Here is a 13,825-nt window from a genome sequence, read left to right as displayed (position 1 = left end):
TTCCTACCCGGCGCCGCCGCGCCCATCCACGGATCGACGATCCCTGGATGCGGTCCTCGCGTCGGCGCAGGCTCGAGGCATGAGCCGCACACCCGACCTGTCCCTGCCCGACCTGAGCCGGACCCGCGCCGTCGTCACCGGAGGCAGCGACGGCCTCGGCCTGCGCCTGGTGACCCGGCTGGCCGCGGCCGGCGCCGAGGTGGTGCTGCCGGTCCGCAACCGGACCAAGGGCGAGGCGGCCCTGGCCGGCGTACGCCGCGAGGTGCCGGGCGCGCGGGTCTCGCTGCGCGACCTCGACCTGTCCTCGCTCGCCTCGGTCGCCGCGCTCGGCGAGACGCTCGTCGCGGAAGGCGAGCCGCTGCACCTGCTGGTGAACAACGCCGGCGTGATGAGCCCGCCCCAGCGCCAGACCACCGCCGACGGCCACGAGCTCCAGTGGGGCACCAACCACCTCGGGCACGCCGCGCTGGTCCACCACCTGCTGCCGCTGCTGCGCGAGAGCCGGGCGCGCGTGGTCTCCCAGGTCAGCGTGGCCGCCGCGAGCGGCCAGATCGTCTGGGACGACCTGGACGCCGAGCGGTCCTACGACGCGATGCGCTCCTACCGACAGTCCAAGATCGCGATGGGGCTGTTCGGGTTGGAGCTGGACCGGCGCAGCCGCGCGGGCGGCTGGGGCGTCACCAGCACCCTGAGCCACCCCGGTGTCGCTCCCACGAGCCTGCTGGCCGCCCGGCCGGAGGTCGGCCGCTCCCGCGACACCACCAGCGTGCGGGTCATCCGGCTGCTGTCGCGGATCGGCCTGGCCGGTACGCCGGACTCGGCCGCCCTGCCCGCGCTGCTGGCCGCGACCGCTCCTGACGCGGGCGGGCGGCTGTACGGCCCGCGCGGCCCCGGCCACGTCGGCGGGGCGCCGGCCGAGCAGCGGCTCTACCGCCCGCTGCGCGACGAGGCCGAGGCCGCCCGGGTCTGGGAGCTCAGCGTGCCGGCGCCGCCAGCCGGGCGTTGACCAGCGCGGCGGCCGCGACCTGACCCGACGCGGCCGCCGTCACGACCGCCGCCATCGGCATCGGCAGGTCGGGCAGGTGCGCCATGTCGCCGGCCGCGTGCACACCCGGCACGGACGTCCGACCGAAGGCGTCGACCCGCACGCAGCCGGACGGGTTCAGCTCCAGGCCGAGCTGCTCGGCGAACGGTGCGCGCTGGGCGAACGTGGTGGTGACGAACAGCCCGGCCACCTCCTCGTCCGGGCCGTCCGCGAACGACACCCGGGCCCCGACCGGACTCGCGCACACCCCGGTGACGGGCTCGGTGCGCACCGCGACCCCCTCGGGCGGCTCGACCTCGAGTGCGGCGCCGTCGGTGAAGACCGAGACCCGCGACGCGATCGGCCCCACCAGCCGCGGCAGGTGGCCTGCGCCCGCGGTGCCCAGCACGCCGACGTGGCCGCCGGCGAACTCGTGGCCGTGGCAGAACGGGCAGTGCGCGACCACACCGCCCCACAGGGCCTCGAGCCCGGGCGTGGCCGGGAGCGTGTCGACCACCCCGGTCGCCAGCACCACCCCGCCGGCGCGCACCTGCGCGCCGCCCACCTCGACGACGAAGCCGTCCCCGTCGGGCGCGATCGAGGTGACCTCGTCGTCGCGCACCGCCACCGTGTCGTACGCCGCGAGGTCGGCGCGGGCCGCCCGGCGGAACTCCGCGGGCGGCGTGCCGTCGTGGGTGACGACGTTGTGCATGTGCGCAGCCGGGTCGTTGCGGTAGCGGCCGGAGTCGACCATCAGCACCCGCCGGTGCACGCGGGCCAGGGTCAGGGTGGCCTGCAGGCCGGCCGGGCCCCCGCCGACCACCACCGCGTCGTACTGCTCGTGCTCTGTCATGTGCGCTCCTCGGGCTCGGACTTGTCTCGACCACGAGGATGTGACTTCATGTCAACATGAAGTCAAGCCCGCGCGAGCTCGACTGGTCGATCGGCGACACCGCGGCCCGGTTCGGCCTCGAGACGCACGTCCTGCGGCACTGGGAGGACAGGGGGCTGCTGCGCCCGGCGCGCGACCCGGCGGGCCGCCGGCGCTACACCCACGCCGACGTGGTGCGGGTGGCCACCGTGGTGCGCAGCAAGGCGGCCGGGATGAGCCTGGAGCAGATCCTGGTCCTGCTCGACGCCGACGCCCCCGGCCGCCACGAGGTCCTCGGGGCGCACCTCGCCGACCTGGACCGACGCATGGACGACATGGTGCGATCGCGGGCCATGACCGAGCACGCCCTGCGCTGCCGGGCCCACGACATCGCCGCCTGCCCCCGCTTCAGCGCGATCCTCGACGACCTGGTGACGGGACAGCGCGGAACCTTCCCCTCCCCGCACGCTGGACAGCACGCGCACTGAGGGGTTGGGTCGGGCGCAGGCCACATCGGGGTGGCCGCGGTCGGTCTCGGAGGCCCCCATGTCCTGGTCCCACCGGCTCCTCGGAGCCGCTCTCACCCTGGCCGCGGCGGCCGGCACCACGCTCGCGGCGACCCCGCCCGCCCACGCCGCGGGCGAGTCCTACGTCGCGCTCGGCGACTCCTACTCCGCGGGCAACGGCACGCGCGAGAAGCTCGACGACTGCTGGCGCTCGTCGCTGGCCTACCCCAGCCTGATCGCCGCCGCGCGTGGCTGGGCTCTGGACTTCCGGGCCTGCTCGGGGGCGACCGTCCCCGACGTGGTCGACACCCAGCTGAGCGCGCTCAGCGCGAGCACGTCGTACGTCACGATCTCGATCGGCGGCAACGATGCGGGCTTCGCCGACGTCCTCACTGAGTGCGCACTCCCCGGATGGGCCAGCGACTGCGACGGCGCGATCGACGGCGCCCAGTCCTACATCGCCTCGACGCTGCCCGGCAGCCTGAGCGGGCTCTACGCCTCGATCCGCAGCCTGGCCCCGGGGGCCGACGTGGTGGTCGTGGGCTACCCCCGGATCTTCATGGGCGAGGACTGCAACGCGCTGACCTGGTTCTCCCCCGCGGAGGAGGAGCGGCTGAACCAGACCGCCGACCAGATCAACGCGGTGATCGGCGCGGCGGCGAGAGGTGCGGGCTTCGCCTTCGCCGACCCGACCGGGGCCTTCACCGGGCACGCCGTCTGCGACGAGCCGGAGTGGATCAACGGGCTCTCGGACCCGATCGACGACAGTTATCACCCGAACGCCGCGGGCCACGCGAACGGCTACGCGCCCCTGGTGAGCGACCGGCTCGGCTTCGGGTTCGCGGCGACGCCGGCGCTCCTGGAGGCCGCGCGGGCCTCGGGTCCGGCCCTCGCGGCCGCGCAGCAGCAGCACGCCGCGGCCGACCGCACCATCGAGCCGGAGCGGTTCCGCCTGCCCGACCTGCACAGCCCGGAGGTCCGGGCCGCGGCGCAGGCCCACGGCATCCGGCTCGAGCGCTGGATCGCGAACCACACCTGACCCGCGGTCCCGCGCGCGGTGGGCGGCGGCCTGTACAAAGGTCGGCATGACGACGCGACCTCGGGCCGCCGCCGCCACGCTGACGACGTTGATCCTGCTGCCGCTCGCCGCCTGCTCCGGCGGCGACGACGGCGGGGACCAGCCCGCGGGTCCGGACCCGCAGGACGCACTGACCCTGCTGGCCTCCGGGCTGGCCGCCCAGGACCTGTCCAAGGTCGCCCTCACCCCCGACACCGCGACGGCCGCGCAGGCGGCGTACGACGCCATCGATGCCCAGCTCGACGGCAACGACCGGACCGTCGACACCGCCGGGGTCGAGGTCGGCGCGGGCGGCGGGACCGCCACCGGCACCCTGCACTGGACCTGGGACCTGGGCGTCGCCACGTGGGAGTACGACGCGCCGGTGGACCTCACGCTGGCCGGCGACGCCTGGCAGGTGGCGTGGGCGCCGAGCGTGGTCGAGCCGAGCCTGCAGGACGGCGAGGCGCTGGACGCCTCGTCGGTGCTCGCCGACCGCGGCGACATCCTGGGTGCCGGCGGGCAGCCCCTCATCACCGAGCGCGCGGTCGCCCGCGTCGGCGTCGACAAGGCGCAGCTCGACGGCGCCGACCCGGCGGCCTCGGCGCGAGCCCTCGCCCAACTGGTCGGCGTCGACGCCAAGCCCTACGTCAAGGCCGTCACCGGCGCGGGGGCGCAGGCTTTCGTCGAGGCCATCACCTTCCGCCAGGAGGAGCTCCCCGCCGCGGTGAGCAGCGGCGTCGAGGCCATCCCCGGCGCCCGGGTGATCGCGGCCCAGCTGCCGCTCGGCCCGACCAAGGACTTCGCGGCGCCCCTGCTCGGCCGGGTCGGCGAGGTGACCGCGGAGATCGTGGCCGAGCACCCGGAGTACCACCCCGGCGACATCGCCGGGCTCTCCGGTCTCGAGGCGCGCTACGACGAGCGCCTGCGCGGCACCCCGGGCGTCCTGGTCCAGGCCGTGCCCGCGCAGGGCAGCCCACGCGAGCTGTTCCGCACCGACGCCGCGCCCGGCGACCCGCTCGTGCTGTCCCTCGACGTGGCCCTGCAGACCGAGGCCGAGGACCTCCTGGCCGGCGTCGGTCCGGCCAGCGCGCTCGTGGCGGTGCGGCCGAGCACCGGCGAGATCCTGGCCGCGGCCAACGGCCCCGGCACCGGCGGGCAGAACGTCGCGACCTTCGGCCAGGCCGCGCCCGGGTCGACCTTCAAGGCGGTGAGCAGCCTGGCCCTCCTGCGCGCCGGGCTCACGCCGCAGACCACCGTGCCCTGCACGCCGACCATCACGGTGGACGGCAAGGAGTTCAAGAACTACTCCGACTACCCCAGCAGCGCGCTCGGCGACATCCCCCTGCGCGAGGCGGTGGCCAACTCCTGCAACACCGCCTTCATCGCCCAGGCCGGGAAGCTGTCGGGCACCGGGCTCTTCGACGCCGGCGTCTCGCTGGGCATCGGGCTCGACCACGACCTCGGCTTCCCGGCGTACTTCGGCAAGACCGACCCCGACCCCAGCGGCGCCACCGGCGCGGCCGCCCAGCTCATCGGGCAGGGCACGATCCTGGCCTCGCCCATGGTGATGGCCACCGTCATCGCCTCGATCCAGCAGGGCGCGCTGGTCGTGCCGCGGATGGTCGAGGGCGTCGACGTCAGCGCACCCGACGGCGCCCAGCCGCTCACCGCGGGCGAGGCCAAGGCGCTGCGCTCGATGCTGCGCGCGGTGGTCACCGACGGCAGCGGCCGGGCCCTGGCCGACGTGCCCGGCCCGCCGGTCATCGCCAAGACCGGCACCGCGGAGTTCGGCACCGGGGCCGACCTGCAGACCCACGCCTGGATGATCGCCGCGCAGGGCGATCTCGCGGTGTGCGTGTACGTCGACGTGGGTGCGTCCGGCAGCGGCACCGCCGGGCCGATCGTGGAGGCGTTCCTGCGGGCGGCCGGTCAGGCCTGAGCGAGCGTCGCCGGGGAGGAGCGGACCCCCCGCTGCATGGGGTCAACGAGGGGTCCGGGTGCCGAGTTCGCAGTGCTCCCTCCGAAGTCGACGGGGGACAGCGAACCACACCCCGAGCCCACCTGTCACGGGTTGGCGGCCGGTGAGAAAGTGGCCTCATGACCGGCCTCGACCTCCTCGCTGACGACCACCGCAGGCTCTTCGTCGGGGGAGCCTGGACCGACGCCGAGGGCGGCGCGACCTTCGACGTGCTCGACCCCGCGGACGGCTCGGTGCTGTGCCAGGTGGCCGACGGGTCGGTGTCCGACGGGCAGCGGGCCCTCGAGGCCGCGGTGGCCGCGCAGGACGACTGGGCGGCCACCAACCCGCGCGACCGCGGCGAGATCCTGCGCCGGGCCTTCGAGCTCGTGGCCTCGCGCACCGACGACTTCGCGCAGCTGATGAGCCTGGAGATGGGCAAGACGGTCAAGGAGGCGGCCGGCGAGGTCGGCTACGGCAACGAGTTCCTGCGCTGGTTCTCCGAGGAGGCCGTGCGCATCCACGGCCGGTGGATGAATGCCCCCGCCGGCGGGTCGCGGCTGTTGACGATCAAGAAGCCCGTCGGACCCTGCCTGTTCGTCACGCCGTGGAACTTCCCGCTGGCCATGGGCACCCGCAAGATCGGCCCGGCCATCGCCGCCGGCTGCACGATGATCGTCAAGCCCGCGGCCCAGACCCCGCTGACGATGCTGGCCCTGGCCGCGACGTTCGCCGAGGCCGGGCTGCCCGACGGCGTGCTCAACGTCGTCCCGACCACCCACGCCGGCGAGGTCAGCGCGGCGATCATGGCCGACCCGCGGCTGCGCAAGGTGAGCTTCACCGGCTCCACCGGCGTCGGCAAGCAGCTGGTCAAGCAGGCCGCCGACCAGCTCCAGCGGGTCAGCATGGAGCTCGGCGGGAACGCGCCGTTCCTGGTCTTCGACGACGCCGACGTCGACGCCGCGGTCGACGGCGCGATGCTGGCCAAGATGCGCAACATGGGCGAGGCCTGCACCGCCGCCAACCGGTTCCTGGTGCACGCCTCGGTGGCCGACGAGTTCGCGAAGAAGCTGGCCGACCGGATGGGCGCCCTCACCCTCGGCCGGGGCCAGGACGACGGCACCGACGTCGGGCCGCTGATCGACGAGAAGGCCGTCGAGTCGGTGACCGGTCTCGTCGACCGGGCCGTCGAGGCCGGCGCCTCGGTCGTGGTCGGCGGCCAGGCCCACGGCGGCCCGGGCTTCTTCTACCCGCCGACGGTCCTGGTCGACGTGCCGCAGGACGCCGAGATCAACCGCGAGGAGATCTTCGGCCCGGTCGCACCGATCACCACGTTCGAGACCGAGGAGGAGGCCGTGGCCCAGGCCAACGACACCGAGTACGGCCTCTCCTCCTACGTCTACACCAACGACGTGCGCCGCACGATCCGGCTGGCCGAGGCCCTGGACTTCGGCATGGTCGGCGTCAACACCGGGCTGGTCTCCAACCCCGCCGCGCCGTTCGGCGGGGTCAAGGCCAGCGGCTTCGGTCGCGAGGGCGGCTTCGAGGGCATCGAGGAGTACCTCGACACGACGTACGTCGCGCTCGCGCTCTGACGCTCTTGGCTGAGGCGTTGGGCCTTTCCTGACGGCGTTGGGGTGTTGCAACGGCCCAACGGCGTGGGGATACCCGGGTACCCGGGTATCCCGACCGGGGCCGGGCTCAGGCCGGCCCGCCCTCCACCGGCTTGGCGGTCACGGCCTTGGGCGCGTCGGCGGCGGCGGGCTCGGGCGAGCTGCCGTCGGTGGCCTTGGCCAGCGCGCCCTTGAGCATGGCCTCGAGGTCGAGGCCGGTGGAGGTCTTGAGCATCGACAGCGTCTGCACGATGTTGTCGTTGACCTGGCGGGGGATCGCGCCGGCGCCGTCGGTGGACAGCACCGTCAGGTTGTCGATCGCGCTGATCGGGGCGGCGACCTCCTTGGCGATCTGGGGCAGCACCTCGATCATCATCTGCAGCACGGCCGCGTCGTTGTAGTGCGCGAAGGCCTCGGCGCGCTTGTCCATCGCCTCGGCCTCGGCCTGGCCGACCGCGAGGGTTGCGGCCGCGGTGGCCTCACCCTCGGCGCGGGTGGCGTCCGCCTCCGCCGTACGCCGGGCCTTCTCGGCCTCACCGCGCTTGGCGCCCTCGATCGCCTCGGCCTCGGCCAGCGCGGAGCGCCGCGCCTTCTCGGCCTCACCGGTGAGCCGGGCCTTCTCGGCGTCGGCCTCGGCGGCCGCGATGGTGGCGGCCTTGCGGGCCTCGGCGGCCGCGATCTCCGCCGTGCGCGACGCCTCGGCCTCCTGCTCGACCTTGTAGCGCGCGGCGTCGGCCGGCTTGCGGACCTGGGTCTCCAGCTGGCGCTCGGTCAGCGCGGCCTGGCGCACGGCGACCTTCTCCTGCTCGGTGAGGATCGCCTGGTCCCGGTCGGCCTGGGCCAGCGGGCCGGCGGCGGCGGCCTGGGCGGCGGCCGCGTCGGTCTCGGCCTTGATCTCGGCCTGCTTGAGCGCCAGCGTCCGCTGGGCGATGGCGATCTGCTGCTCGGCGGCGATGGTCGCCTGCTCGGCCGCCTGCCGGGCGTTGGCCTCGGCGATCCGGGCGTCCTGGCCCACCCGCGCGGCCTCGGGACGACCGAGGTCGGCGAGGTAGGAGCCGTCGTCGGTGACGTCCTGGATCTGGAAGGTGTCGAGGATCAGCCCCTGGCCGGTCAGCGAGGTCTCGGACTCCTCGGCCACCCGCTGGGCGAACGCCGCCCGGTCGCGGATGATCTGCTCGACGGTCAGGCCGCCGATGATCGAGCGGAGCGCGCCGGCCAGCACCTCCTGGGTGAACGGCTCGACGTCCTCCTGCTGCGACAGGAAGCGCTGGGCCGCCAGCCGGATCTGGTCGGCGTTCCCGCCCACCTTGACGATGGCCACGCCGTCGACGTTCAGCTTGATGCCCTGGCCCGACACCGCCCCGCGGATCTGCACCGAGATCCGACGGCTGGAGAGGTCCATGGTCGCGAGCTTCTGCACGAACGGGATCACGAACACCCCGCCGCCCAGCACGACCTTCTGCCCCGACAGGTCGGTGCTCAGCTGCCCGGTCTCCGGGTTCAGCACCGCCTTGCCCTTGCGGCCGGTGACGATGAACGCCTGGTTGGGGCCGGCGACCTTGTAGCGGCTGGTGATGAGCAGCACCAGCAGCACGACGACCACGACGAGGCCGGCGATCGGGATGAGCATGGTTCCTCCGAGATTCGGGTGGTTCTGGGGTGGGCTCGTTGGGACGGGTCAGTCGGTCAGTTCGTTCCACACCGGCGCGACGCGCACCGCGGTGGGGGAGAGGATCTCGGTCACGTGCACCTCGGTGCCGGGGGCGAGCGGTTGCTCGGCGCGGGCGTTGAGCTGGACGGTGTGCCCGCCGATGGCCAGCCGCACGGTGCCGTAACCCTCGGCCGGGATGGGTCCGATCACCCGGCCCGACCGGCCCAGCGCGTCGTCGGCCGACAGGGTGGCGTCGCTGCTGCCGTCGCGGACCAGCCGGGTCAGCCAGACCGTGAACCACGCGGCCAGCCCACCCGCGCCGACCCCGACCAGCGCGCCGAGCAGCGCCGGCGCGCCCGCGCCCTGGACCGCCGCGGCGGCGAACCCGAAGGCCGCGATGAACCCGCCCAGCACCGCGCTGGAGAAGATGTCGCCGGTCAGCGCGTCGAAGACCCCGTCCAGCAGGTCGCCGAGCACGAGGCTCACGAGCAGGAGCAGCAGCCCCAGGGCGCCGACGACGAGGAAGGTGGTCACGATGCGCGCAGCCTAGCCACGCCCTGGCATCGTGAAACCCCGTGGAGCCGTACGCCGCGGTGGTGGACCAGTACACCCGCTTCGCCGCCGAGGCTCGGGACGAGTCGCCGTGCTTCGCCGAGTGGGCCCTCGGCGTCGCGTCCGATCCCGAGGTGCTCGCCTCGATCTCCTCGCTGCCCGGCACCAAGAAGCAGCCGAACCTGGTCTTCGCCGCCGCCCGCTGGCACGGCGTACCCGCGCCCGGTCCGTACGCCGGGCTCCGGGCGGCGCTGCTGGCCGACGACGGGCGGATCCGCGCCACGGTGCTGGAACGCGCGACCCAGACCAACGAGGTCGGCCGGCTGGCCACCCTGCTGCCGGCGTTCCCGACAGGGCCGCTGGCCCTGCTCGAGGTCGGCGCCTCGGCCGGGCTCAACCTGTTCCCGGACCGCTGGGGCTACTCCTGGACGCCGGGGCACGACCTCGGGCCCGAGCCGCGACTGCGCTGCGCGGTCACGGGCCCGGCGCCGCTGCCCACCTCGCTGCCCGATGTCCGGTGGCGCGGCGGCATCGACCTGCACCCCCTCGCGGTCACCGACCCCGACGACGTGGCCTGGCTCGAGGTGCTCGTGTGGCCCGAGCAGGAGGAGCGGCGCGAGCGGTTGCGGCACGCGGTCGCCGTGGCCCGCGAGGACCCGCCGCACCTGGTGCCCGGCGACCTGCTCACCGAGCTGCCGGCGCTCGTGGCCGAGGCGTCGGCGTACGGCACGGTGGTGGTGTTCCACAGCGCGGTCGCGGTGTACCTCGCGCCGGAGGACCGCGAGCGGATGCGGGCGCTGATGACCGGGCTGGTGGCCGACGGGGCCTGCACCTGGATCAGCAACGAGGCGCCCGGGGTCTTCCCGGCGTTCGCCCACCCGGACGCGCCGCCGCTGCGCTTCCAGCTGAGCGTGGACGGCCGGGCCGTCGGCTTCACCCAGGGGCACGGGCACGAGCTCGCGTGGCTTGACCTCAACTGTGCTTGAAGTCGTTCGATGAGCGGGTGCACGCGATCCGGCTCCACGCCTTCGGCCCGCCCGAGCACCTCGTCCTGGACGAGCTGCCCGACCTCACGCCCGGGCCGGGCGAGGTCCGGATCGCCGTGGAGGCCAGCGGCGTGCACCTGCTCGACACCTCGCTCCGGCGCGGCGAGGCGGGACCCCTCCCGCTGCCGGAGCTGCCCACCGTCCCGGGCCGGGAGGTGGCCGGTGTCGTGGACGCCGTCGGTCCGGGCACCGACCGGGCCTGGCCGGGGAAGCGGGTCGTGGCGCACCTCGGTCAGGTGCCGGGCGGGTACGCCGAGCAGGCGGTGGCCGCCGAGGCCGCGCTCCTCGAGGTCGCTGACCACGTGTCCTTCCCCGACGCCGTCGCGGCGGTCGGCACGGGGAGGACCGCGCTCGGCGTGGTGACCCTCGAGCCGCCGGGGCCCGACGACGTGGTCCTGGTGCTGTCCGCCGCGGGTGGGCTGGGCTGGCTGCTCGTGCAGTCGGCCCGGGCCGCCGGCGCCCGCGTGGTCGCCGCCGCCTCGGGGTCGCGGACGCAGGTGCTGGTCGCGGACCAGGTCGTCGACTACGCCGAGCCGGGCTGGGCCGAGCAGGTCGACGGTGGTGTGACCCTGGTCTACGACGGCGTGGGCGGAGCGGTCGGCCGGACGGCCCTGGAGCTGCTGCGACCCGGTGGCCGGCTGGTCATGTTCGGCTTCTCCGCCGGCGCCCCGACGGCGCTCACCACCGAGGACCTGGTGGCGCGGGGCATCAGCGCCGGGTGGTCCCTCGGCCCGCGGATGGCCGCAGTGCCCGGCGGCGTGCCGGGACTGGCGCGGAGGGCGCTGGCCAAGGTCGCCGCGGGGGAGTGGCGGCCGCTGGTCTCGACGTACCCCCTCGACCGGGCCGTCCGCGCCCACGCCGACCTCGAGGGCCGCCGCGCGCTGGGCAAGGTGGTCCTGGTCCGCCGATGAATCCGGTCGAGACCGTCGGTCCGCACTGGCAGGATCGACGCGAGAGGAGGAGATCGTGAGCAGGAGCCTGCCGCGGGCGCTGAGCCCGTTCCGCCACCCGGCCTACCGCCGGCTGGCCGTGGCGCTGACCCTGTCGACGTTCGCCTCCGGCGTGTGGCTGGTGGGGCTGGTCTGGGAGGTCATCCGGATCGGCGGTGGGCCGGCCCAGCTGTCCTTCGTCTCGACGGCGAGCGCGGTCGGCGTGATCCTCCCGGCGCTGCTCGGCGGGGTGGTGGCCGACCGGGTGCCGCAGAAGCTGATCCTGCTGGTCGTGGCCTCGGTCGAGCTGGCCGGCATGGCGCTGGTGGCGGTGCTGTCGCTGACCGACACCGCGCAGCTGTGGCACCTGGCCGCGGTCTCGTTCGTGACCGGGATGGGCATGGCGTTCTACTACCCGGCGTACTCCGCGTGGCTGCCGGCGCTGGTGCCCGAGTCCGACCTCCAGGCGGTCAACGGCTTCGAGGGTGCGGTCCGCCCGACGGTGGGCCAGGCCATCGGCCCGGCCGTGGCCGGCGCCGCGGTCGGGGCGTTCTCGCCCGGCGCGGCCGTGCTCGTCGCCGCGGGCGCCTCGGTCCTGGGCCTGTGCGCGCTGACCCTGGTCCCGCTCACGCCGGTGCGCCGCGAGGCGGTCCCGGAGGAGGAGCGGCGGGGTCCGGTCGCGTCGGCCGTGGCCGACGTGCGCGAGGGCTTCGCCTACATGGTGCGCACGCCGTGGCTGCTGGCCACGCTGCTGTTCGCCTCGCTGATGATCCTGGTGATGATGGGGCCGCTGGAGGTGCTGACCCCGTTCCTCATCAAGGACGAGCTCGGCGGCGGCGCCAGCGACCACGCCCTGGTCCTGGCGGCCTTCGGCATCGGCGCGGCGGTCGGGGCGATGACGGTGGCCTCGCTGCCGATGCCGCGGCGCTACCTGACCTGGATGAACCTCACCTGGGGGCTGGCCTGCCTGCCCCTGCTCTTCTTCGGGCTGGCCACCGACGTGTGGCAGCTGGTCGTGGCGGCGTTCGTGTGCGGGGTGCTCTTCGACGGGCCGATGGTCATCTGGGGCACGCTGCTGCAGCGCCGGGTGCCGCCGCACCTGCTCGGCCGGGTCGCCTCGCTCGACTTCTTCGTCTCCATCGCGCTGATGCCGGTGTCGATGGCCCTGGCCGGTCCGGTCTCCGAGACGATCGGGCTCACCGCCACCTTCGCGATCGCGGGGCTGGCCCCGCTCGTCTTCGCGGTCGCCGCGGTCTTCCTGGCCCGGCTGCCCCAGGACGAGCTCGCCCACCCGCTGCGCGACGAGGAGCCTGCGCTCGAGCCGGTGCCCTAGCCGGCAGCCGCTCTCGACGCCTCGTCGCTGGCCGACGCCGGTCGAACGATCAACCGCACGCCCCAGACGATCAACCGCAGGCGCGGGTACGACCGCAGGCTGGAGCCATGACCACCACCTCCGACCGCGCGCCCTCCGTGGGGCCGACGACGGGCAGCAGACCGAGCGCCGCGATCCTCGCGCTCACCGCGGGCATCGCGATCCTCGTCTCGAGCGAGTTCCTGCCCGCCGGGGTGCTGCCGGCCCTGGCCGCCGACCTCGACGTCAGCGAGGGCACCGCCGGCCTCGCCGTCGCGGCGACCGCGATCGCCGGGGCGATCACCGCGCCCACGATCGCGGTGGTGCTGCCGCGCGCCGATCGCCGGGCCGTCCTGGTCGGGCTGCTCGTCGCGGCCGCCGTCTCCAACCTGGCCGTCGCACTCACGCCGTCCTTCGCGCTGCTGCTGGTGGCCCGGCTCGTGCTCGGGGCCGCGCTGGCCGGCTACTGGTCCTTCGCGTTCGGCGCGGGCGTGACGGCCTCGCCGGGGCGCGACCACGTCGTGGCGACCTCCGTCTCGCTGGGCGTCACCGTCGCCTCGATCGTCGGGGTGCCCCTCGGCTCGCTGCTCGGGGACGCCGTCGGCTGGCGGACCGTCTTCTTCATCGCTTCGGGCCTCGCCCTGGCCAGCGCGCTGTGGCTGGCCCGAGCGATGCCGTCGGTGCCGGCGAGTCCCGGCGCCGGGTTCGCGATGATGCGCCGGGCCCTGGCCAACCGGCACCTGATGGTCGGCATCCTCGCGGTGATGCTGGTCGCGTTCGGCAACTTCGCGGCGTACCCGTTCATCCGGCTCGCCATCGACGCGGTCGACAGCGGCGCCACCACCTGGATGCTGGTGCTGTGGGGCGTCGGCGGCCTGGCCGGGAACCTCACCGCCGGCCGGTACGCCGCCCGCCTGCGCGCCGTCGTCACCGTCGCGCCGCTGCTGCTCGCCGTCGCCCTCCTGCTCACCGCGACCGCCGGCGGCGTCGCCGTCCTGGCCGTCGGGATCGCACTGTGGGGCTTCGCGTTCAACGCGATGCCGGTCGCGTCCCAGCTGTGGGTGACCCGCGTGGAGCCCGACCACGGCGAGTCGGCGATGGCCCTCAACGTCACTGCTTTCCAGGTCGCCATCACGCTGGGCGCCGCGTCCGGGGGCCTGCTCGTCGACGCCCACGGTGTCACCGCCGCGCTGACGCTCGGTGCTGCTCTCGCCGCGAGCGCGGCGGTCGCCTTCGGCGTGCTGCGGGCCGCCCGGGCCTAGCGT

12 protein-coding genes are annotated in these 13,825 nt (G+C 74.7%); 9 read left to right on the top strand and 3 right to left on the bottom strand.

What is annotated here, in order from left to right:
* The first annotated feature begins 79 nt into the window (after nt 1–79).
* Nucleotides 80–1,006, top strand: coding sequence for an SDR family oxidoreductase (locus G5V58_RS22340; RefSeq protein WP_165237397.1), 927 nt, complete (start codon nt 80–82; stop codon nt 1,004–1,006).
* On the opposite strand, the gene G5V58_RS22335 is transcribed toward G5V58_RS22340, so the two are convergent.
* Nucleotides 975–1,877, bottom strand: coding sequence for an NAD(P)/FAD-dependent oxidoreductase (locus G5V58_RS22335; protein WP_165237395.1), 903 nt, complete (start codon nt 1,875–1,877; stop codon nt 975–977). The two genes, G5V58_RS22340 and G5V58_RS22335, sit on opposite strands and share 32 nt — an antisense overlap.
* A 56-nt stretch (nt 1,878–1,933) precedes the next feature.
* On the opposite strand from G5V58_RS22335, the gene G5V58_RS22330 reads away from it, so the two are divergent.
* The 4 genes from G5V58_RS22330 to G5V58_RS22315 all read left to right on the top strand — a co-directional run bounded on the left by G5V58_RS22330 (nt 1,934) and on the right by G5V58_RS22315 (nt 7,013).
* Nucleotides 1,934–2,383 (top strand): MerR family transcriptional regulator, encoded by a 450-nt coding sequence (locus G5V58_RS22330; RefSeq protein WP_165237393.1) that lies wholly within the window; start codon nt 1,934–1,936, stop codon nt 2,381–2,383.
* A 58-nt stretch (nt 2,384–2,441) separates the two neighbouring features.
* Complete coding sequence (locus G5V58_RS22325; protein ID WP_165237391.1) at nt 2,442–3,440, top strand: SGNH/GDSL hydrolase family protein; 999 nt, start codon at nt 2,442–2,444, stop codon at nt 3,438–3,440.
* A gap of 46 nt (nt 3,441–3,486) precedes the next feature.
* Nucleotides 3,487–5,400, top strand: a complete 1,914-nt coding sequence (locus G5V58_RS22320) for a penicillin-binding transpeptidase domain-containing protein (protein WP_165237389.1) — start codon at nt 3,487–3,489, stop codon at nt 5,398–5,400.
* A 158-nt stretch (nt 5,401–5,558) separates the two neighbouring features.
* Nucleotides 5,559–7,013: an NAD-dependent succinate-semialdehyde dehydrogenase gene (locus tag G5V58_RS22315; protein WP_165237387.1), complete on the top strand. Its 1,455-nt coding sequence runs from the start codon at nt 5,559–5,561 to the stop codon at nt 7,011–7,013.
* A gap of 106 nt (nt 7,014–7,119) precedes the next feature.
* Here the strand turns inward: G5V58_RS22315 and G5V58_RS22310 are convergent, their stop codons facing one another.
* Nucleotides 7,120–8,661 (bottom strand): flotillin family protein, encoded by a 1,542-nt coding sequence (locus tag G5V58_RS22310; RefSeq protein ID WP_165237385.1) that lies wholly within the window; start codon nt 8,659–8,661, stop codon nt 7,120–7,122.
* Between the two features lie 48 nt (nt 8,662–8,709).
* Nucleotides 8,710–9,216, bottom strand: a complete 507-nt coding sequence (locus G5V58_RS22305; RefSeq protein ID WP_165237383.1) for an NfeD family protein — start codon at nt 9,214–9,216, stop codon at nt 8,710–8,712.
* Nucleotides 9,217–9,257: 41 nt separating this feature from the next.
* Here G5V58_RS22305 and G5V58_RS22300 point away from each other — a divergent pair, with 41 nt between their 5' ends.
* From G5V58_RS22300 to G5V58_RS22285, 4 genes are all read left to right on the top strand, one after another.
* Nucleotides 9,258–10,220 (top strand): DUF2332 domain-containing protein, encoded by a 963-nt coding sequence (locus G5V58_RS22300; RefSeq protein ID WP_165237381.1) that lies wholly within the window; start codon nt 9,258–9,260, stop codon nt 10,218–10,220.
* Nucleotides 10,217–11,191 carry a zinc-binding dehydrogenase gene (locus G5V58_RS22295; RefSeq protein ID WP_230486857.1) on the top strand — a complete coding sequence of 325 codons (975 nt, stop codon included), beginning with the start codon at nt 10,217–10,219 and terminating at the stop codon, nt 11,189–11,191. The genes G5V58_RS22300 and G5V58_RS22295 overlap by 4 nt, the downstream gene beginning before the upstream one ends.
* Nucleotides 11,192–11,246: 55 nt before the next feature.
* On the top strand, nt 11,247–12,542 hold the full coding sequence (locus G5V58_RS22290) for an MFS transporter (protein WP_230486856.1): 1,296 nt from the start codon (nt 11,247–11,249) through the stop codon (nt 12,540–12,542).
* Between the two features lie 107 nt (nt 12,543–12,649).
* Nucleotides 12,650–13,822, top strand: a complete 1,173-nt coding sequence (locus G5V58_RS22285; protein WP_165237379.1) for an MFS transporter — start codon at nt 12,650–12,652, stop codon at nt 13,820–13,822.
* Nucleotides 13,823–13,825 lie beyond the last annotated feature (3 nt).

Source organism: Nocardioides anomalus (assembly GCF_011046535.1).
GTDB classification, from domain to species: Bacteria; Actinomycetota; Actinomycetes; order Propionibacteriales; family Nocardioidaceae; genus Nocardioides; species Nocardioides anomalus.
The sequence above is the reverse complement of the archived record's forward strand: the minus strand, read 5'-3'. Positions and strand labels throughout refer to the sequence as shown.

Bases quoted from the DNA above. Each gene is read 5' to 3' on its own strand.
- G5V58_RS22285 (WP_165237379.1), top strand. From the start codon at position 12,650: ATGACCACCACCTCCGACCGCGCGCCCTCCGTGGGGCCGACGACGGGC.
- G5V58_RS22330 (WP_165237393.1), top strand. From the start codon at position 1,934: ATGAAGTCAAGCCCGCGCGAGCTCGACTGGTCGATCGGCGACACCGCG.
- G5V58_RS22310 (WP_165237385.1), bottom strand. From the start codon at position 8,661: ATGCTCATCCCGATCGCCGGCCTCGTCGTGGTCGTCGTGCTGCTGGTG.
- G5V58_RS22315 (WP_165237387.1), top strand. From the start codon at position 5,559: ATGACCGGCCTCGACCTCCTCGCTGACGACCACCGCAGGCTCTTCGTC.
- G5V58_RS22335 (WP_165237395.1), bottom strand. From the start codon at position 1,877: ATGACAGAGCACGAGCAGTACGACGCGGTGGTGGTCGGCGGGGGCCCG.
- G5V58_RS22325 (WP_165237391.1), top strand. From the start codon at position 2,442: ATGTCCTGGTCCCACCGGCTCCTCGGAGCCGCTCTCACCCTGGCCGCG.
- G5V58_RS22320 (WP_165237389.1), top strand. From the start codon at position 3,487: ATGACGACGCGACCTCGGGCCGCCGCCGCCACGCTGACGACGTTGATC.
- G5V58_RS22340 (WP_165237397.1), top strand. From the start codon at position 80: ATGAGCCGCACACCCGACCTGTCCCTGCCCGACCTGAGCCGGACCCGC.